The following is a 19,277-nucleotide window of genomic DNA, read 5'->3' as shown; positions in this document are numbered from 1 at the left end:
ACTCACACTATACTTATTACGATAGTTTATCTGTAATCTCTTACTATCAGCGTAATAGCTTCTCGCCTTTTTACTACTTACGCGGGATATCACTGAATTGTTTTTGAACACACATTTTGGAGAAAAAAATGAATAAAAAACTACTTACTTCATTGGTTCTAGCGGGTCTTGTTACTATCACTGCAGGTTGTGATGATTCATCTAAAAAAGTCGATGATAGTATTGATAAGGCAAAAGAAACTGCAACTCAAGTAACTGAGACAGCACAAGATAAAGCTAACGAGCTGACAGAACAGGCTAAAGATAAAGCTGCTGACGTAAAAGAAGATGCAGCAGCAAAAGCAGATGAATTAACACAACAAGCTCAAGAGCTAAAAGATAAAGCAGAGCAAAAAGCCGCAGAATTAAAAACACAAGCTGATGAAAAAACAGATACGCTAAAAGAAAACATCTCACAAAAAACTGATGAGTTAAAAGATGCGAGTGCAACAAAAGCAGAAGAGATTAAGCAAAGTCTAGAGGCTGAAAGCAATAAACTCTCTGAAAAAGCGGCAGAGTTAAAACAAGATGCCAGTAAAACAGCTGATAACCTGATGCAAGAAGCTGACACAAAAGTTGATCAGCTAAAAGGCGATGCTTCAAAAACAAGTGGTGATATAAAGCAACAAGCTCAAGAGACTGAAAATAAAGCACTTGATAAAGCGGATCAATTGACTGATCAAGCAAAACAAAAAATTGATGATTTAAAAGCTGAGAACAAATAATCTGATTTCAGAATTTTTGATGAATCAAAAGCCAGTGAAAATACACTGGCTTTTTTTGTACAAAAAAAAGACAAGGGTTGATCGATTAAGCAAAAAATGTAACCATGTTCTCCTTTTTTCAACAGGAGAAACCTATTAAAGAATGAAAGCACTTATATCACAATAATGGCAATCAATTGATTTAATGCTCTTTTTCTCCATTTTACGGAAAAAATAATTTACTTCCGTTCTTTTATAAAACATCACTCTGACTTGATGTTTTATTCAAATTTTCTTACGAACTTTTCTTTTCTGGTTATAAATAACAATCAGAAAGTTGATAGCGAAAAGCCTCTTTCTAGGAAAATAACAAATAATAGGTTAACTATGAGTCAACAAAACGATATTACCCCTCAAAAAATTAGGATGAAAATTAATCCTCCCGTTTTTTATACCTCAGCGCTATTAATTCTATTAGTCGTTGGCTTCTCTGCATTATTTCCAGAGTTGGCTAATGATAAATTAGGTCATCTTCAGGAAAACCTCTTCACGAATGCAAGTTGGTTCTACATTCTAGCCGTAGCATTGGTTTTGCTGAGTGTGACTTATTTAGGACTTTCCCGTTTTGGTCAAATAAAACTGGGGCCTGATCATGCTCGTCCTCACTTTAGCTATTTTGCATGGTTTGCCATGCTCTTTTCTGCTGGTATGGGGATCGGATTAATGTTCTTTGGTGTTGCAGAACCTGTTATGCATTATTTAATGCCTCCTACAGGTGAAGCGCAAACCATTGAAGCAGCTAAAGAAGCAATGCGATTAACTTTTTTCCATTGGGGATTACACGCTTGGGCAATTTATGCCATTGTTGCGCTAATTTTAGCTTTCTTCTCTTATCGTCATGGTTTGCCATTAACGCTACGTTCAGCACTCTATCCCATCATTGGTGATCGTATACATGGTCCTATTGGTCATGCCGTCGATATTTTTGCTGTTATGGGAACAGTTTTTGGTGTTGCAACCTCTCTGGGTTTCGGTGTTTTACAAGTTAATGCCGGTTTAAATCACCTTTTTAATGTTCCTATTAATCCAACCGTTCAAGTTGTTTTAATTGTTGTAATAACAGGTCTTGCAACTATTTCAGTTGTTTCTGGATTAGAAAAAGGTATCCGCTTTTTATCCGAACTTAACTTAGGTTTAGCCGTTATCCTTCTTTTATTGGTGATCATTCTCGGTCCAACAGTATTGATATTAAAATCATTTGTTGAGAATACGGGAGGATATCTATCCGAAATTGTGAGTAAAACCTTTAATCTTTATGCATATGAACCCAAATCGAGTGATTGGTTAGGGGGATGGACTCTGCTTTATTGGGGTTGGTGGTTATCATGGTCTCCGTTTGTGGGTATGTTTATCGCTCGTATTTCTCGTGGCCGTACTATCCGTGAATTCGTTGTGGGTGTTCTGTTTGTTCCTGCTGGCTTTACCTTACTTTGGATGACTGTTTTTGGTAATACCGCTATTCATTTAATCAAAGATAAAGGTGCAGAAGCCCTCGCCAATATCGTACAACAAGATGTTTCACTGGCTTTATTTGAGTTCTTAAATTATTTCCCATTCTCGTCTGTTTTATCTTTCTTTGCGATGCTGATGGTCATTGTCTTCTTTGTGACCTCAGCAGACTCGGGTGCTATGGTTGTTGATACTTTGGCTTCAGGTGGCGATAGTGAAACACCTGTATGGCAACGTATTTTCTGGGCAGGATTAATGGGTATTTCTGCAATCACTTTATTATTAGCCGGTGGTTTAACAGCGCTACAAACAGTGACTATTGCAAGTGCACTTCCTTTCTCAATCGTATTACTTGCTTCTATTTATGGATTGATAAAAGCATTGCGAGTGGATGTATATAAACGTGATAGCCAACAGTTAACTACGATTGCGCCACCAGCAAGCCGTAATCCAATTCCTTGGCAACGCCGTTTAAGAAATATCGCTTATTTTCCAAAACGTTCCCATGTAAAACGTTTTATGGATGAAGTTATTCAACCTTCAATGGAAATGGTCTCTGCTGAATTAAGCAAACAAGCAACTCAATGCTATATCCATAATGAAGAAGATGATCGCATTGGCTTCGAAGTCGATTTAGGTGATGACATGAATTTCTTCTATGAAGTTCGTCTGCGTTTTTATACTCAACCCGCCTTTGCTTTAGCTGGGTTAAGTGATGAAGAAAAAGACGAAGAACATAAATATTATCGTGCTGAAATTCATTTAAAAGAAGGTGGGCAAGACTACGATGTAATGGGTTGGACGAAAGAACAAATCATTCATGATATTCTTGATCAATATGAAAAACACATCCACTTCTTACATGTATTGGGTAAACAGTAATATTATCTAAGTCATAACAAACAAAAAGGAGATGCCCTTGCATCTCCTTTTTTATTATCAAAATAAATTATTTCTCTGATTGTTCGGTATCATCTGGATTTAACGCAATCAGTTCTTTTAATAACCCAGATAAGCGTTGTAATTTCTCGGTCGAAAATTTTTGCTCAAGTAATTGATAACCTTCTTCAATTTTAGGCTGAATTTTATCGTATAAATTTTGACCATTTATAGAAAGCGAAACAAAAAGCTTTCGCTGGTCACTGACAGGTTTTAATCGACAAATTAGCTCGTCTCTTTCCATTCTAATAAGAATACCCGTTAAACTTGGTCGAAGAATACACGATTTTTGTGCTAGTTCGTGAAAATCAATAGAACGCTTATCCGCAAGCACTCGAATAATCCGCCATTGTTGTTCTGTCAGATTATGCTCTTTAAGAACAGGTCGAAAAAAACCCATCGCAGATTCCCGAGCTTGCAATAGCGCGATAGTTAATGATTCATGCATAATCAAGAAGCTCTTTATATGGTGTTATAGGTGAATGGATGAAAAATCACTCAATATAGACAGTGAAAAAGTACCGCTGTTTATGGTTTATAAAATGACTATATTCTAAGAATAGACTATTTGTTACAATTATTCATATTAACAAATAAATAAAGTTGACTCAATTTTTGCAATTTTATTCTCTTTGTGCAATTTATCACCCTTTACTTTTATTTGTTTTAACACCACTTTTCACAACCATTTGCCCTATATGCAATTATTATGAGTTTGCAATTTGTGTTATCCCCCTATCTATTGAAAAAAGTCGCCTAATTTGCCTATTGCCTTAGCTATAAATTAGGAATAATGATCGTAGCGATAAGGTTGTCTCACATTTTTTTGAGATAAAGTTAACAAGTTGTAACAAAGAAAGATTGCTATCTTTGTTTATGCGCGGTAGCGTTACGCCTTTAAATTCGTGCGACGAAGAAACCGGCAAGTTCATAACAACTTTGTTAAGCGGAGTCGTTAAACCATATTTTAACGACCTTAATTAATCATTATTTTAAGTGAAGACGCCCACAGACGAGAAGTCTGGCAGTAGGAGTAAAAAATGTCTGAGGAAAAACAGGCTAACCCACTTTTTCGGGATGCAATGGCAAGCTTAGGTGCGGCAGTTAATATCGTTGCAACAAATGGCGATGCTGGATGTTGTGGCTTAACCGCAACAGCGGTATGTTCAGTCACTGATAATCCACCAACCGTGATGGTTTGCATCAACAGTAAAAGCCAAATGAATACAACTTTTCAAGAAAATGGAAAATTAAGTATCAATATCTTGAATCATGAGCAGGAAGAAATGGCCTGTCATTTTGCCGGAATGACAGGGCTTGCGATGGCAGATCGCTTTACCCAACCAGGTTGGCAAAATGGGCAACTACAACAACCGATATTAACAAATGCACTAGCCTGCTTAGAAGGCGATATTTATGATGTTCGCCAAGTTGGCACGCATTTTGTTTATATGGCTGAAATTAAAAATATTGCTGTACGTGAAGATGGTGATGGACTTATTTATTTTAAACGCCGTTTCCATTCTGTTAAAAATGAATTGGTACCTATCTCCATTTAAACTTCGACTATTTCTGACTCAAGATAAAAACGCGCTTTCAATAAGGGCGTTTTTTATTATTAATAATATCTTTATAAATCCAAATATTTATCCAAAATAAATGAATACTTATTTATTCAAATAACCATTCCTAATTTTTAGGTCTTTATTAAACTTTTATTAACATCTGTTTGTTATAAAAGAATATCTTTAAATTATAATGAAAAATTTCTTTCTATAATCAATCAGTCACATCATAAAAAACTTTTTCTTTTCATTTTCACCATGCATCTTTATTTATTCTAATTAGATTAAAATACAAACAAAAAATAATCTTATCGGCGAATTTTTATACCAAGAACCAATTAAATTGCTTTATTTGAAAATAAACTAATGAATATTTTTTTCAATCTGGTATTAATCTTCCTTACAGTGTGATCAACCTTTGAGAAGTCATTCCATCAATATATTAGTCTACTCGACTTGCTGATTACCTTCTTAAATTTGCAAACATCACTCTAAATACGGCAGATAATGTTATCGTCATGTAACATATCTCATAAGTTTGAGTAAATAACATCGTTGTTGAAAATAAATAATAATTAGGGGCATTACAGATATGGATAAACCCGCTCAAGTCGGTTTATTACAACAGCCTAAACCATTCTTTATGATTTTCTTTGTAGAATTATGGGAACGTTTCGGTTACTACGGCGTACAAGGTATTCTTGCCGTTTATTTTGTTAGTAAACTCGGATTCTCTCAAGAACAGGCTTTTATTACTTTTGGTGCATTTTCTGCACTGGTTTATGGGCTGATTTCTATTGGTGGTTATGTTGGTGATCACTTATTAGGAACAAAACGAACTATTGTTTTAGGTGCTATTGTCTTGGCTATCGGTTATTTCATGACTGGTATGTCAATTATGTATCCTAATTTAATTTTCTATGCATTAGGAACTATCGCTGTAGGTAACGGTTTATTTAAAGCGAATCCTGCAAGCTTATTAGCAAAGTGCTATCCACCTAAAGATCCCCGTCTTGATGGCGCATTTACGCTATTTTATATGTCGATAAATGTTGGCTCATTAATTTCTTTATCTGTTGCGCCAGTACTTGCCGATCATTATGGATATGGGCTGACTTATAATATTTGTGGTATTGGCTTAATTATCGCCTTATTGGTTTATTTCTTCTGTCGTAAGATGGTAGCAAATATTGGTTCTGAACCAGACCATTTACCAATGAATTACAACAAGCTGCTATTAGTCATTGCCGGATCTGTCGCAATGGTATTTGCTTGTGCATGGTTACTGCACAACGTAATGATTGCGAATATTGTTTTAGTCAGCTTGTCTATTATTGTTGTCTTCATTTATTTCCGTGAAGCGTTTAAACAAAAAGACCGTGTTGCACGTAATAAAATGTATGTTGCTTTTGTTCTGATGTTAGAAGCTGTTATTTTCTACATTCTTTATGCACAAATGCCAACCTCATTAAACTTCTTTGCTATTCACAACGTTCATCATAATTTATTGGGTTTTGAGATCCACCCTGTAAGCTTCCAAGCTTTAAACCCATTCTGGATTATTATTGCTAGCCCAATCTTAGCCATCGTGTATAGCCGTTTAGGCGCGAAAGGCAAAGACTTCTCAATGCCAGCGAAGTTTACCGCCGGTATGCTTCTGTGCTCGTTAGGATTCCTTACAGCCGCCGCATCGGGTATGTGGTTTGCAGATGCTCAAGGCTTAACATCACCTTGGTTTATCGTTCTGGTTTATTTATTCCAGAGTTTAGGTGAGCTAATGATCAGTGCATTAGGTTTGGCCATGGTTGCGGCTTTCGTACCGCAATATATGATGGGCTTTATTTTAGGTATGTGGTTCTTAACTCAAGCAACAGCCTATTTGTTAGGTGGTTACGTTGCAACTTTTACAGCAGCACCAGAAGGTATTACAGATCCACTACAGACTTTACCTATTTATACCGATGTGTTTGGTAAAATTGGTATAGTGACCTTAATTGTAGGTCTGGTTATGTGGGCAACAGTGCCTCTACTTAACCGAATGATGAAAGAAGAAAGCAAGGACGTTAAAGCGGTTTAATTCTCTTTCCATTTTGTTGTTTTATTTAAAGCGCCTATCAATAGGCGCTTTTATTTTAGGAAAAAAACGGAAATACATTTTTAATGTCATTGTCTTTTTCTGCTTTACGAAATGCGCCATTTTCTTAATTTTATCTTTATCATCCCCATTCTCTTTTATCTTCTTTTAATCTGTTTTATAACGATTACTCTTAATAGAAAACAGCTAAGAACCTATATTGTTTTATATTTACCATTAACAGCACTCATGTTGGAAAGAGGAGTAGTTTAATGAACGATAAAAATAAATTGTCAGCAGCATTACTGGCTATTTTTTTAGGTGGACTAGGAATACATAAATTTTATCTTCGCAAAGTCGGTATGGGGATTTTATATCTAGTTTTTTGTTGGACGGGGATCCCCGCTATCATTGGCTTTATTGAAGGTATCTATTATTTGTGTATTTCAGACCAAACCTTTAATGCTAAATATAATCGAGACTAAAATTGTCCTGCTTTCTTTGACTAGATACAAAAAAACCCGCTCAATAAGCGGGTTTATGTCATCTTGAAGAATTAATCAATTAAAGAACATCAACTGCATTCAATTCTTTAAATGCTTGCTCTAAACGAACAACCATTGATGATTGTGCTTGACGTAACCAGTTACGTGGGTCGTAGTATTTCTTGTTAGGTTTATCAGCACCTTCTGGGTTACCTAGCTGACCTTGCAGATAGCCTTCGTTCTTTTTATAGAATTGTAAGATACCATCCCAAGTTGCCCACTGAGTATCAGTATCGATATTCATTTTGATAACACCATAGCCAACAGCTTCTTTGATTTCTTCAGCAGAAGAACCTGAGCCGCCATGGAAAACGAAATCTAGGCTATTGTGTGGCAGATTGAATTTCTCTGATACGTAGTCTTGTGAATTGCGCAGAATTTTTGGCGTTAATTGAACGTTACCTGGTTTATAAACACCATGAACGTTACCGAAAGAGGCTGCGATAGTGAAACGAGGGCTTACCGCGCTCAGTTTTTCATATGCGTAAGCAACATCTTCTGGTTGAGTATACAGAGCAGAACTGTCCATGCCTGTATTATCAACACCGTCTTCTTCACCACCAGTACAGCCTAATTCGATTTCTAAAGTCATATCGATTTTAGCCATACGCGCTAAATATTTAGCACAGATTTCGATGTTTTCTTCTAATGACTCTTCTGATAAGTCAATCATGTGAGAAGAGAACAGTGGTTTACCTGTTTTAGCGTAATGTTTTTCACCTGCATCTAGCAGGCCATCAATCCATGGCAATAATTTTTTTGCACAGTGGTCAGTGTGCAGAATAACAGGAACACCGTAGTATTCAGCCATTTGATGCACATGGTGAGCACCAGAAATTGCACCTAAAATAGCGGCTTGTTGAGGTACATCAGATTTAAGACCTTTACCTGCGATAAATGCAGCACCACCGTTAGAGAACTGTACAATAACAGGAGAACGAACTTTCGCAGCAGCTTCTAACACAGCATTGATTGAGTCAGTACCTACACAGTTAACCGCTGGCAGAGCAAATTTGTTTTCTTTTGCTACTGCAAATACTTTTTGTACATCATCACCCGTGATGACACCCGGTTTCACGAAATCAAAAACTTTAGACATGTAATAAGATCCTATATTTGGAACAGGTAGAAAATAACTTTCTACCTGTATGAGCTGACTTAATTACTGTTTAGCGCGTTCTTCTAACATTGCAACAGCAGGAAGTTTTTTGCCTTCAACGAATTCTAAGAAAGCACCACCACCGGTTGAAATGTAAGAGATTTTGTCTGCGATATCAAATAAATCAATAGCTGCCAGCGTATCACCACCACCTGCGATAGAGAATGCTTCGCTATCTGCAATCGCTTTAGCAATGATTTCTGTACCTTTACGGAAGTTAGGGAATTCAAATACACCTACTGGACCATTCCACAGGATAGTTTTCGCATTTTTCAGGATTTCAGCTAAACGTTCAGCTGTCACATCACCGATATCTAGCACTTGTTCATCGTCTTTGATGTCACTTGCTGATTTTAAAACAGCGTCTGCTGTTTCTGAGAATTCAGTTGCAACACGAACATCAGTTGGTACTGGAATATCGCATTTTTCCATCAGTTTTTTAGCGTCATCTACTAAGTCTGCTTCATATAAAGAACGACCTACTGGGTGACCTTCTGCTGCGATAAAGGTATTTGCAATACCACCACCAACGATTAATTGGTCAGCGATTTTTGATAAGGAATCTAATACAGTCAGTTTAGTTGAAACTTTAGAACCACCAACAATTGCAACCATTGGGCGCGCTGGTTTATCTAATGCTTTACCTAATGCTTCAAGCTCTGCTGATAACAGAGGGCCAGCACAAGCAACTTGTGCAAATTTAGCAACACCATGAGTTGATGCTTGAGCACGGTGAGCAGTACCGAATGCATCCATTACGAACACATCACATAATGCAGCGTATTGTTTAGACAGTGTTTCGTCGTCTTTCTTTTCGCCTTTGTTAAAACGAACGTTTTCAAGAACCACTAATTCACCGGCATTAACTTCAACACCGTTTAAATAGTCTTTAGCAAGACTTACAGGTGCAGTTAATTTGTCTTTCAGATAGTCAACAACTGGTTTTAAAGAGAACTCTTCGTTGTACTCACCTTCGGTAGGGCGACCTAAGTGAGAAGTTACCATCACTTTAGCGCCTTGTTTTAACGCGGCTTCAATTGTTGGTAAAGAAGCACGAATACGCGCATCTGAAGTCACTTTACCATCTTTTACTGGAACGTTCAGGTCAGCACGGATAAGAACTCGTTTACCCGCTAGGTCTAAATCGGTCATCTTAATTACAGACATGATGAATCCTCTCATTGATTCTCTAAAATTTAGTAATCTTCTGTTCAGTGTGTTGTATTTTACGCGACACCGTCATTAAAACATGATTATTTAAAACCAGTTGTAGCCATTGCTAACGTTGTATCAAGCATCCGATTAGCAAAGCCCCATTCATTATCACACCAGACTAACGTCTTGATCAGGTGTTGCCCACTGACTCTTGTTTGAGTGCCGTCAACGATAGCACTATGAGGGTCGTGGTTAAAATCAGTTGAGACTAATGGCAATTCTGTGTAATCCACTATACCACGAAATGCGCCAGTTGCTGATTTTTGAATTAACCGATTGACATCTAACACATTTACAGCGGTTTTTACAGTGACACTTAAATCAATTGCCGTCACATTAATTGTAGGAACTCGTACAGAAATTGCCTCAAAATGATCCTTAAATTTTGGGAAAATTCGAGTAATTCCTGCGGCCAATTTCGTATCAACAGGAATGATAGATTGTCCTGCGGCACGAGTACGGCGTAAATCCTTATGATATGCATCAATCACGGGTTGATCGTTCATGGCTGCATGGATTGTAGTTACTGTTCCTGATTCTATATTAAACGCATCATCCATCATTTTAATGATGGGAATAATACAATTTGTTGTACAAGATGCGTTTGAAACAATGCGGTGTTCTTTTTTAAGTTCATGTTGATTAACACCAAAAACCACTGTTGCATCTAAATCTGTTGTTCCCGGATGAGAAAAGAGCACCTTTTTGGCACCTTGTGCAATATGAGCTTCGCCATCAGCACGAGAGCCATAAGCACCACTACAATCAAGCACAACATCAATACCAATCTCACCCCAAGGTAAATCAGTAATATCAGCATGATGAAAAAGACGAATACTATCATCACCTACTTGCAATAAATCATTATTAATTCGTACATCCCAAGCAAAACGTCCGTGACTGGAGTCATACTTGAGAAGATGCCCAATACCTTGTGCATCAGCCAATTCATTTATTGCAACAACCGTTATTTCAGCCCGTTTGCCTGATTCATAAAGCGCTCTTAACACATTACGCCCTATTCGACCAAAACCGTTAATAGCGACTCTGATTGTCATGTGACTTCCTTGATAACTTGTGATTTGCAACCGCTTAGAATAATAGAGCAAGATACTAATCAACAACGATAAATCAAGTAAATCTAGAAATTGTGCAGTCACCGACATTTTAGCATTAACTGAAACGGTTCAGCTTATTGGTAATCAGATTACGAGAAATGAGAGAAGATCGCAATAGTAAACAAAGATGGAAGGATAAAAAAAGAGCACATCTGAGAAATTCTTCCCAAAAATGTGCTCTTGTTAACACTTATTGATTATTTAAGTAAAGATTTTGCCTGTGTGACCACATTTTCAACAGTAAAACCAAACTCTTCAAATAATTCGTTTGCAGGTGCAGACTCACCGAAGCTATGCATACCTACAATCGCACCATCTAAACCAACATATTTGAACCAGTAGTCAGCAATACCTGCTTCGATAGCAACACGAGCTTTCACTGATGCTGGTAATACTGCTTCACGATAATCTGCATCTTGTTTATCAAATGCATCTGTTGCTGGCATAGAAACAACACGTACTTTACGGCCTTCAGCAGTCAGTTGATCATAAGCGCTAACCGCTAATTCAACTTCAGAACCTGTAGCAATAAAGATTAATTCAGGCGTACCAGTACAATCCTTCAGGATATAACCACCCTTCTCGATATTTGCCAGTTGCTCTGGAGTACGTGGTTGTTGTGCAAGATTTTGACGAGAGAAAATCAGCGCTGTTGGGCCATCTTTACGATCAATCGCATATTTCCATGCAACTGCTGATTCAACTTGGTCACATGGACGCCATGTGCTTACGTTTGGAGTAACACGCAGGCTTGCCATTTGCTCAACTGGTTGGTGAGTTGGACCATCTTCACCCAGACCAATAGAGTCATGAGTGTAAACAAAGATACTGCGGATCTTCATCAGTGCAGCCATACGCACTGCATTACGCGCATATTCCATAAACATCAAGAAGGTTGCACCGTAAGGGACGAAACCGCCGTGTAATGCAATACCATTCATGATTGCAGACATACCGAATTCACGTACACCGTAATGGATGTAATTACCCGCATTGTCTTCATTCAGCGCTTTAGAACCAGACCACATAGTCAGGTTACTTGGTGCTAAGTCCGCAGAACCACCCATGAATTCTGGTAATACTTTACCGAATGCTTCTAATGCATTTTGAGATGCTTTACGGCTTGCAATGCTTGAAGGATTTTGTTGCAGATTTTCAATAAATGCTTTGGAATCTTTTTCCCAGTTTGCTGGTAATTCACCTGAAACACGACGTTTGAATTCAGCCGCTAATTCAGGGAACTGTGCTGCGTATGCAGCAAATTTAGCATCCCATGCAGCTTCTTTAGCTTTACCCGCTTCTTTCGCATCCCACTCTTTATAGATTTCTTGTGGAATTTCGAATGCGCCATATTCCCAACCTAACGCTTTACGTGTTTCAGCGATTTCTGCATCACCTAATGGAGAACCATGAGAATCTGCAGTACCTGCTTTATGTGGGGAACCAAAACCGATAGTGGTTTTACAAATCAACAGTGATGGTTTGTCTGTAATTTGTTTTGCTGTTTCGATAGCGGCTTTAATGCTTGCTGCGTCGTGACCATCGATACCACTGATAACATGCCAGCCATAAGCGTCAAAACGTTCTGCTGTATTGTCAGTAAACCAACCATGCACTTGACCATCAATAGAAATGCCATTGTCATCATAAAATGCAATCAGTTTGCCTAACTGTAGTGTTCCAGCTAAAGAACACACTTCGTGAGAGATACCTTCCATCATACAACCATCACCCATAAAGGCGTAGGTGTAGTGGTCAACGATGTCATGACCAGGACGGTTAAATTGAGCCGCTAATGTACGTTCTGCAATAGCAAAACCCACTGCGTTTGCAATACCTTGACCTAAAGGACCCGTTGTTGTTTCAACACCTGGGGTATAACCATATTCTGGGTGACCCGGTGTTTTAGAATGCAATTGACGGAAATTTTTCAGATCATCTAAAGAAACTTGATAACCAGACAGGTGCAGTAAGCTATAAATCAGCATTGAAGCATGGCCGTTAGATAATACGAAACGGTCACGATCAGCCCAGTTAGGGTTTGTCGGATTATGATTTAAAAAATCACGCCATAATACTTCTGCAATATCAGCCATACCCATAGGGGCGCCAGGGTGTCCTGATTTCGCTTTTTGCACAGCATCCATACTTAAAAAACGGATCGCATTAGCAAGGGTTTTACGAGTGGTCATTTTCTACTCCAAGTCGGATAAAAAGCATCTAGATAGCTGATTCTCTCAATGCAGGCAAAAAACCGCAATATAAAAAATCCACCAAGGTGGCTATCGTAATTAGCTTAAATCAATAGTTCTTTGATTTGTACGGCGTTTTTTACGATTAAAGCGGAAAATAACATTAAACCACTGCATTGTTGCGCAACAAAAAGCAAAAAAGACAAATATTTGCGCAATTGAGAAGCGTGCTATTAAACCTTAGCTTGATATGACTAATCAAGATAAAAATTCATTACCTAATTATCCATCAAATCAAATAAATACCGTATTTGTTTTAATTATAACCTAATAACTGACTGAACTTGTTACAAAGACGTAGAATTATAAGTGTTTAAAAAAGATAAAAAGCAGATAATTCACTGATTCAGTGATAAAAATCTTATTTATATCATATATAGCTAAAAGGAAAACTCTGCGTAACTTAATTGTTATTCTTTTTATTAAAAAGCAATGTATCTATATATTCTACTTAGTCTTAGTTAATTTTAGATAGAAAATACTCTAAGTGTAACTCCTTAAAATCTTCTTTTCTAATAAAGAAATGCAAATCGATAATTGATTTTAATAATAGAAAGAATTGTAAGTTATCTCTTTTACAAAACGCTTTTAATTTTAAAATTTCATCAGGATTATTTTTTAAAATATAATAGTTATAATTCATGATGATCATCTTAGAGACGAAGAGATTAAGTGCTGATTGATCTTTACTTAAACAACTCACTAATAATTTAAATATTTTATCAGTATCACATTGGTACGTTTTGATAAATTTTTCAGGTGACAGATAAAATAAACAGTGATCTTCTAACGTAAAAATAACACTTTCATCTTCCTCAAGAAGAAATTTAATAATTTCCATCTGTTGGTTCCTAATGATATTTAAATCTTTATGACTATTCTTCTTTCTATATTGATAAACAAGATCGTGAGTTAAGTTGATTAATAAATCAACTCTCATTATTTTATCATCTGAATAACGAAAATAAAGTTGATTATCCTTCACTATAAAATAGTGATAATAAAAATCAGCAAATCCCATATCATAGAATAAATAATTAATAAGTTCAGTTTTATAGATATTTTCTTTCTCTTCACCTAAAAAAGAGAGAGTCGCTTTTAACTGAGAAATAATATAAGTAGAAACTAAGTTTTTATCATAAAAACTTTCATTTCGATTTATCGATAATATATTAGGTAAAAGTCTTAAAAAATAAAAGAATCTATAATAATTTTGATCGTAAGGTTCAACACTAATCACTTCATCAACTTTCTGTGAGCTAAATAATTCATTCCACCATGAAAGATAAAGAGCTGGCTTATTTTTTAATTTGACTGAAATGATTTCCTCTAATTCACCATCCCAAGGCTGTAAAAATAGGGTATCGTGTTCAAAAGGAAGCACTCTCGGATTGAATAATTTTCTTAATTTATATTGATAAATCTTAGTGATATCCATTTCTCTACTTCCTTAAGTTACTCTATTTTTCTTAAAAAGAATAAAGTTAAATTACGACTATTTTTTTATGGTAGATCCCTACTGGCCAATACCCTTGATAATAGATATTAACGATATTTTCCCAGTTGTCTCCATAATTGAAATATTTTTCAGTAAGATACTGCCTAAATGCGTAACATATCGCATTTCTTGCTGCAATTTTAAAGTTATGTACATCGTACTGAAAATGGCTGTCAGTTACAGGAAACGTTTTTAAACTTTCTATTATTGCTTTACTGACAACTAATCGCATCTCAACTAAATCTTTGGGATATTCTTGTTTTATATAGAAAGGATCATCTTGAGTGGGAGACGTTGGCAACCATTCGATATTTAAAGACGATTCAAAACAAGTTTGAATACTTTGAAAATAGATAATTTTTTTATCATCAAAGCTTCCTTGTCCCATATTAGAAAAGAAAGATGTAATGCCAATTTTTTGTTGGATTTCGTTAAAAAAACTCATAGTTAATAGACTCAATTATTTCTACGTTAACTCTGTCTGATTTCAACAAACTTTATATTACCCAAAGTAAGGATAACCTCTTCTTCCACATAAGGATTAAGAGAAATAACTCTAGCAAAGTATTTCATTCTTATTCTGGCCCATCCCATTTTAGTTGATCTTTTAAATGCTCAGGTACAATCTCAAATAAACTCTTAATATTTTTCTTATGTATATTATAATTATCACAAATTTTTTCATTAGCATTATCTAAGTAATATTTAGCTTGTACATTAAGAAAGTAGATATCATTATCAGTAATCTCTTCGGTAGGTAAAGTGCCAACAATATTATGTAGCAACTCAGCTTCAAAACCACAGGATTTATTTTTCCCCTTACGGATAAAACTGTGTGTTTGAACATTTCGAATATGGGATAATGCCCACCATAGCATTTCAGAGTAAATTTCTATTTTTTTCATTTTAATGCATAATATCCTTATAGTGATTAGATCCCTACTAGAATAAATTTTAGTTTAACGATTATTATCTTCCACTAACGCTAAAAAATGATCTTGAAGATCGCCTTGAATTTCTTCATCATCATAAATAAGCTGAAAATCCTTATTTATATTATTAACGAAATGAGTACCGTCTAGTGTTCCAAATATTGTTGATGCCGTATCTGTCATCACGATTTTCATCATATCAATCACTGATTGCTTTTCTTTTTCTGATAAATTAACAAAAATCTTATTCACTTGAGAGAAAGAGCCTCTATTTTGACTCTCTTGAACTTGCCTATTTAGTCTTTCACTATATAGTTTGAGGTTATCTTCAAATAACTCTTTGTATATTTCATTAATAACAAGCTCATCTTTTTTCATTATTTTCCTCTGTATTAAAACCAACGCCCCATAGGGGAATTTTCTTTCAGATTTTTATCAATCAATTCTGGCGTAATAATGTTTTGTTCAATCACAGGAAGCATGATCTCATCTAGAATTTCGCAATCAATATGACAACCAGTATTATGAAATATAAGGTTTAGCGCTTCATCAATTAATGCGAGTTCACCATGTTCTTTCATTTCAAGGATAAACTGAACAATAGCCTGTTTTATCTGTTTATTTTTACTGTATTCGGCTTGTTCAGTTTCAAATTCTTGATAATAAAAATGGTCAAGTGTTTTAGATAGCATACTTAACCGTAAATAAAATTCCATGTTCATAATTTGATCCTAAATATCCCTAAAACTATGATTTGATATCGTGCGGGTTGTCTTTCACCAATAGCAAATAAACCAAATAACTGCATATTCTCTTTTTTTGACTTTTGGATATCGTACATTACCGACAAACCATCATAGGTATAGCACGTTCCTAGATTTAAGGTGAGTTCTTTAACCTTACTTATTACCTGCTGTTTTACATCTTCATCTATGCTGTTTAAATCTCTTAATTGCGTTACGCTAACTAACATATCTTCATCATAATAAGAGCATTGAATAAGATGATTTAGTTGATAAAAATCATCTTCAAAACCATCATAAATTAGCGCTTTTTTCTTTATATTTTTCATCTTATTCAGGTTTTAATTGATACCAAAATGAAGTTGTTTTAGATGAGGTTAGCTCAATAATTCTATCTGGCGAAATATCCGTTAAAAATAGTGTGGCAACTGCGCTAAAAAAAGCAAAAAAATTCACTGCAATATGTTCGAAACTATCCATAGATGACTCATTCGTCATTGCAAAAACATTCCCTGTTTGAGTATTTAATAAGAGGGTATAAGGATCTGACAGTGCAATAACAATAACGTTTTCAGGTCGTTTATCACCAATCCACCACTGAGCAAACTCATTGAGGCTATTTAGCATAAAAAGTCTTTCAAGATAACCTTCACCACAGCCAAAACTGATATTAAATAATGAGAAATTATCTAAATTATAAAGAGAGATAAAAGAGGTAAAATCATCAGGAAGGGAAAGCGTTAGCGTCTGTTCTAGCAAATCTAAATCAGTAAGAGGTGTCGTTCTTTTAAAAAGAATTAAATCATTAAAATCCTCACCTAAAGGAGAAAATTTATCTTCTAGCTTTTTTGTGATTTCATCAAGCGTTAATAGCATGATCAGCCCAGCCTAAGGGTATTTTTAAACCAATTAATCACCATTATATTCGCCCACATAATGTAAATTATTATAGGTTTGATTATCGCTCTTTTTGATAACAAGTTCAGGATCTTGATACCAAAATATAGCGTTGGCACTTTTAATTCCTAGTTCTTCACATTTAGCTTTAATGAACGAGATTTCATTTCCATCAACAGCAGCATCTACCAGAATTTCATCAAGCATAACATCGTTATCAAAGCGAGGAATAACACCAATAAAATCTTCGTCGTACCACATTATTCCCAGATCTTTACAAAATCCACATACTCTATAATTAGGAGAATCAATCCCTTCTTCCTCGGAGTAATCTAACTCAAAATAATGCATATACTCTTCTTCAGAAGAAAAATTACTGCCAATCCATAAATGTACTTTATTTTCCATATTAATTACCCTGCAGAATGCCATTCTATATAGCACTAATATCATTAATAAATTTTAAGATAGTGATATCAAATATTGAAAGCAAGGAATAATAACTTAGAAAAATATGGAGAGAGAAAATTATTTGAGGCTATAAATGCAAAAACCCCAGCATAAATGCTGGGGTTTGGAATGTTGGCGGAACGGACGGGACTCGAACCCGCGACCCCCTGCGTGACAGGCAGGTATTCTAACCAACTGAACTACCGCTCCGCGTATCCTTTCGGACGAGGTGAATATTACGAATCTCTTGCCTTGTCGTCAACTGTTTTTCTAACAAAAAGATGCATTTGGATAGTTTTTAATCTCAGTTAACCATTTCTGTTTTTTTTATATTCAAACGGCCTCATCATTTGATGCAGGACGCCACAAACAATGCCCACCTTTTTTCTCAACTAAATCTAATCGAGACTCATGCTCAGCAAGTTCTTCTGCGGTTGCTCTTATTACTCTTAATCCTGAAACTGGACGCTCAATACGTTGAATATCATTTTGCTCTTGTTCGTTACTTGATTCGCCTTCCATTGAAAATGCTAATGCTGTTTGTCCACCGGTCATTGCCAAGTAGACATCAGAAAGTATTTCAGCATCCAGTAACGCGCCGTGAAGGGTACGTTTAGAGTTATCTATTAAGTATCTATCACATAAGGCATCAAGGTTATTTCGCTTACCGGGGAATAATGCCCTTGCCATTGCAAGGCTATCAGTAATTTGGCAGAACGTTTCGGTAGGCGGAATGTCACGATTAAGCTTTCTGAACTCATAATCCATAAAGCCGATATCAAACGATGCGTTATGAATGATTAGCTCTGCACCACGAATATATTCTAAAAACTCGTCAGCAATATCAGCAAAAGAAGGGCAATCCTCTAAAAATTCATCACTGATACCGTGAACTTCAAACGCTTCAGGATCGACTAATCTTTCAGGTTTAACATACACATGAAAATTTCGCCCTGTTAATCGACGATTGATAACCTCTACGGCACCAATTTCAATGATATTATGACCTTCATAATGAACGCCCAGCTTATTCATACCGGTAGTTTCGGTATCAAGTACAATTTGTCGTGTGATTGGAGTGCTCATAATCCGTTTTTATGTCAGACTTAGGGTTAGTTTTTTGTATTAATCAATAAGGATAAGTCGCCTTTATGCACAAGCAGGTAGAAATATTCACCGATGGTTCATGCTTAGGCAACCCAGGCCCCGGTGGTTATGGCGCTATTTTACGCTATCAACAACATGAAAAAACCCTAAGTGAAGGTTTTTTTATGACCACCAATAACCGAATGGAACTTCTTGCCGCTATCGTAGCATTAGAAACATTAAAATTCCCTTGTAAAATTACACTGACAACAGATAGCCAATATGTCAGACAGGGGATCACACAGTGGATACATAGCTGGAAAAAGCGTCAATGGCGTAAAGCAGACAAAAGCCCTGTGCTTAATGTCGATTTATGGAAGCGCTTAGATAGTGCTATTACTCGTCATGAAATTGAATGGCATTGGGTGAAAGGCCATGCTGGTCATGATGAAAATGAACGTTGTGATGAATTAGCAAAAGCAGCCGCACAAGCACCAACTCAAGAAGACACAGGTTATATCGAAAGCCAAAAAGATAAAACCACAGATTAGT

At 36.1% G+C, this 19,277-nt stretch carries 19 protein-coding genes, 1 tRNA gene and 1 pseudogene; 6 read left to right on the top strand and 15 right to left on the bottom strand.

All coding sequences use genetic code 11. The features are described 5' to 3' along the window. The first annotated feature begins 128 nt into the window (after positions 1–128). Entirely contained in the window at positions 129–764 is a 636-nt protein-coding gene (locus ABN256_RS15165; protein ID WP_196553628.1) for a hypothetical protein, read from the top strand. 366 nt (positions 765–1,130) lie between these two features. Continuing rightward, positions 1,131–3,134: a choline BCCT transporter BetT gene (gene betT, locus ABN256_RS15160; RefSeq protein WP_196553627.1), complete on the top strand. Its 2,004-nt coding sequence runs from the start codon at positions 1,131–1,133 to the stop codon at positions 3,132–3,134. Between the two features lie 67 nt (positions 3,135–3,201). Here the strand turns inward: betT and hpaR are convergent, their stop codons facing one another. Next, the gene (gene hpaR / locus ABN256_RS15155) at positions 3,202–3,639 is read right to left on the bottom strand and encodes a homoprotocatechuate degradation operon regulator HpaR (protein WP_196553626.1); all 438 of its coding nucleotides are present in this window, start codon (positions 3,637–3,639) and stop codon (positions 3,202–3,204) included. 592 nt (positions 3,640–4,231) lie between these two features. Between hpaR and hpaC the strand changes: the two genes are divergently transcribed. From hpaC to ABN256_RS15140, 3 genes and pseudogenes are all read left to right on the top strand, one after another. Next, on the top strand, positions 4,232–4,750 hold the full coding sequence (hpaC, locus tag ABN256_RS15150; RefSeq protein WP_072070714.1) for a 4-hydroxyphenylacetate 3-monooxygenase, reductase component: 519 nt from the start codon (positions 4,232–4,234) through the stop codon (positions 4,748–4,750). 598 nt (positions 4,751–5,348) lie between these two features. Beyond that, a complete protein-coding gene (gene dtpB / locus ABN256_RS15145; protein ID WP_196553625.1) occupies positions 5,349–6,833 on the top strand; it encodes a dipeptide/tripeptide permease DtpB in 1,485 nt (494 codons plus the stop codon). A gap of 278 nt (positions 6,834–7,111) precedes the next feature. Next, a pseudogene (locus tag ABN256_RS15140) lies at positions 7,112–7,315 on the top strand (TM2 domain-containing protein); the annotation flags it as partial. Between the two features lie 79 nt (positions 7,316–7,394). Here ABN256_RS15140 and fbaA read toward each other — a convergent pair. The 14 genes from fbaA to dnaQ all read right to left on the bottom strand — a co-directional run bounded on the left by fbaA (position 7,395) and on the right by dnaQ (position 18,725). After that, positions 7,395–8,474, bottom strand: coding sequence for a class II fructose-bisphosphate aldolase (gene fbaA, locus ABN256_RS15135; protein WP_196553623.1), 1,080 nt, complete (start codon positions 8,472–8,474; stop codon positions 7,395–7,397). Between the two features lie 63 nt (positions 8,475–8,537). Beyond that, complete coding sequence (gene pgk, locus ABN256_RS15130; RefSeq protein ID WP_072070717.1) at positions 8,538–9,701, bottom strand: phosphoglycerate kinase; 1,164 nt, start codon at positions 9,699–9,701, stop codon at positions 8,538–8,540. A gap of 86 nt (positions 9,702–9,787) precedes the next feature. After that, on the bottom strand, positions 9,788–10,807 hold the full coding sequence (epd, locus tag ABN256_RS15125; protein WP_340895344.1) for an erythrose-4-phosphate dehydrogenase: 1,020 nt from the start codon (positions 10,805–10,807) through the stop codon (positions 9,788–9,790). A 257-nt stretch (positions 10,808–11,064) separates the two neighbouring features. Beyond that, a complete protein-coding gene (gene tkt, locus ABN256_RS15120; RefSeq protein WP_072070719.1) occupies positions 11,065–13,059 on the bottom strand; it encodes a transketolase in 1,995 nt (664 codons plus the stop codon). 517 nt (positions 13,060–13,576) lie between these two features. Then, positions 13,577–14,557 carry a hypothetical protein gene (locus ABN256_RS15115; protein ID WP_349439677.1) on the bottom strand — a complete coding sequence of 327 codons (981 nt, stop codon included), beginning with the start codon at positions 14,555–14,557 and terminating at the stop codon, positions 13,577–13,579. Between the two features lie 46 nt (positions 14,558–14,603). Continuing rightward, positions 14,604–15,062, bottom strand: coding sequence for a hypothetical protein (locus tag ABN256_RS15110; RefSeq protein WP_349439676.1), 459 nt, complete (start codon positions 15,060–15,062; stop codon positions 14,604–14,606). A gap of 130 nt (positions 15,063–15,192) precedes the next feature. Further along, positions 15,193–15,522 (bottom strand): hypothetical protein, encoded by a 330-nt coding sequence (locus ABN256_RS15105; protein WP_340895340.1) that lies wholly within the window; start codon positions 15,520–15,522, stop codon positions 15,193–15,195. 54 nt (positions 15,523–15,576) lie between these two features. After that, on the bottom strand, positions 15,577–15,927 hold the full coding sequence (locus ABN256_RS15100) for a hypothetical protein (protein ID WP_349439675.1): 351 nt from the start codon (positions 15,925–15,927) through the stop codon (positions 15,577–15,579). A 14-nt stretch (positions 15,928–15,941) separates the two neighbouring features. Then, positions 15,942–16,271 (bottom strand): hypothetical protein, encoded by a 330-nt coding sequence (locus ABN256_RS15095; RefSeq protein WP_349439674.1) that lies wholly within the window; start codon positions 16,269–16,271, stop codon positions 15,942–15,944. Then, complete coding sequence (locus ABN256_RS15090; protein WP_196553615.1) at positions 16,268–16,621, bottom strand: hypothetical protein; 354 nt, start codon at positions 16,619–16,621, stop codon at positions 16,268–16,270. Before ABN256_RS15090 ends, ABN256_RS15095 begins: the two co-directional genes overlap by 4 nt. Position 16,622: 1 nt before the next feature. Continuing rightward, positions 16,623–17,168 (bottom strand): nuclease, encoded by a 546-nt coding sequence (locus tag ABN256_RS15085; RefSeq protein ID WP_349439673.1) that lies wholly within the window; start codon positions 17,166–17,168, stop codon positions 16,623–16,625. Positions 17,169–17,201: 33 nt separating this feature from the next. After that, on the bottom strand, positions 17,202–17,597 hold the full coding sequence (locus ABN256_RS15080) for an immunity 22 family protein (protein WP_349439672.1): 396 nt from the start codon (positions 17,595–17,597) through the stop codon (positions 17,202–17,204). A 175-nt stretch (positions 17,598–17,772) separates the two neighbouring features. Then, positions 17,773–17,849 (bottom strand) — tRNA-Asp (locus tag ABN256_RS15075). A 123-nt stretch (positions 17,850–17,972) separates the two neighbouring features. Then, positions 17,973–18,725 (bottom strand): DNA polymerase III subunit epsilon, encoded by a 753-nt coding sequence (gene dnaQ, locus ABN256_RS15070; RefSeq protein WP_072070727.1) that lies wholly within the window; start codon positions 18,723–18,725, stop codon positions 17,973–17,975. Between the two features lie 65 nt (positions 18,726–18,790). Between dnaQ and rnhA the strand changes: the two genes are divergently transcribed. Then, positions 18,791–19,276, top strand: coding sequence for a ribonuclease HI (rnhA, locus tag ABN256_RS15065; protein WP_036932708.1), 486 nt, complete (start codon positions 18,791–18,793; stop codon positions 19,274–19,276). Position 19,277: the final 1 nt, after the last annotated feature.

This window comes from Proteus sp. fly-1008 (assembly GCF_040140305.1).
Classification (GTDB): Bacteria; Pseudomonadota; Gammaproteobacteria; order Enterobacterales; family Enterobacteriaceae; genus Proteus; species Proteus vulgaris_B.
The sequence above is the reverse complement of the archived record's forward strand: the minus strand, read 5'-3'. Positions and strand labels throughout refer to the sequence as shown.

Bases quoted from the DNA above. Each gene is read 5' to 3' on its own strand.
- pgk (WP_072070717.1), bottom strand. From the start codon at position 9,701: ATGTCTGTAATTAAGATGACCGATTTAGACCTAGCGGGTAAACGAGTT.
- ABN256_RS15115 (WP_349439677.1), bottom strand. From the start codon at position 14,557: ATGGATATCACTAAGATTTATCAATATAAATTAAGAAAATTATTCAAT.
- ABN256_RS15080 (WP_349439672.1), bottom strand. From the start codon at position 17,597: ATGGAAAATAAAGTACATTTATGGATTGGCAGTAATTTTTCTTCTGAA.
- rnhA (WP_036932708.1), top strand. From the start codon at position 18,791: ATGCACAAGCAGGTAGAAATATTCACCGATGGTTCATGCTTAGGCAAC.
- dtpB (WP_196553625.1), top strand. From the start codon at position 5,349: ATGGATAAACCCGCTCAAGTCGGTTTATTACAACAGCCTAAACCATTC.
- ABN256_RS15095 (WP_349439674.1), bottom strand. From the start codon at position 16,271: ATGAACATGGAATTTTATTTACGGTTAAGTATGCTATCTAAAACACTT.
- ABN256_RS15085 (WP_349439673.1), bottom strand. From the start codon at position 17,168: ATGCTATTAACGCTTGATGAAATCACAAAAAAGCTAGAAGATAAATTT.
- fbaA (WP_196553623.1), bottom strand. From the start codon at position 8,474: ATGTCTAAAGTTTTTGATTTCGTGAAACCGGGTGTCATCACGGGTGAT.
- ABN256_RS15100 (WP_349439675.1), bottom strand. From the start codon at position 15,927: ATGAAAAAAGATGAGCTTGTTATTAATGAAATATACAAAGAGTTATTT.
- ABN256_RS15110 (WP_349439676.1), bottom strand. From the start codon at position 15,062: ATGAGTTTTTTTAACGAAATCCAACAAAAAATTGGCATTACATCTTTC.
- ABN256_RS15105 (WP_340895340.1), bottom strand. From the start codon at position 15,522: ATGAAAAAAATAGAAATTTACTCTGAAATGCTATGGTGGGCATTATCC.
- hpaR (WP_196553626.1), bottom strand. From the start codon at position 3,639: ATGCATGAATCATTAACTATCGCGCTATTGCAAGCTCGGGAATCTGCG.
- dnaQ (WP_072070727.1), bottom strand. From the start codon at position 18,725: ATGAGCACTCCAATCACACGACAAATTGTACTTGATACCGAAACTACC.
- ABN256_RS15090 (WP_196553615.1), bottom strand. From the start codon at position 16,621: ATGAAAAATATAAAGAAAAAAGCGCTAATTTATGATGGTTTTGAAGAT.
- hpaC (WP_072070714.1), top strand. From the start codon at position 4,232: ATGTCTGAGGAAAAACAGGCTAACCCACTTTTTCGGGATGCAATGGCA.
- tkt (WP_072070719.1), bottom strand. From the start codon at position 13,059: ATGACCACTCGTAAAACCCTTGCTAATGCGATCCGTTTTTTAAGTATG.
- epd (WP_340895344.1), bottom strand. From the start codon at position 10,807: ATGACAATCAGAGTCGCTATTAACGGTTTTGGTCGAATAGGGCGTAAT.
- ABN256_RS15165 (WP_196553628.1), top strand. From the start codon at position 129: ATGAATAAAAAACTACTTACTTCATTGGTTCTAGCGGGTCTTGTTACT.
- betT (WP_196553627.1), top strand. From the start codon at position 1,131: ATGAGTCAACAAAACGATATTACCCCTCAAAAAATTAGGATGAAAATT.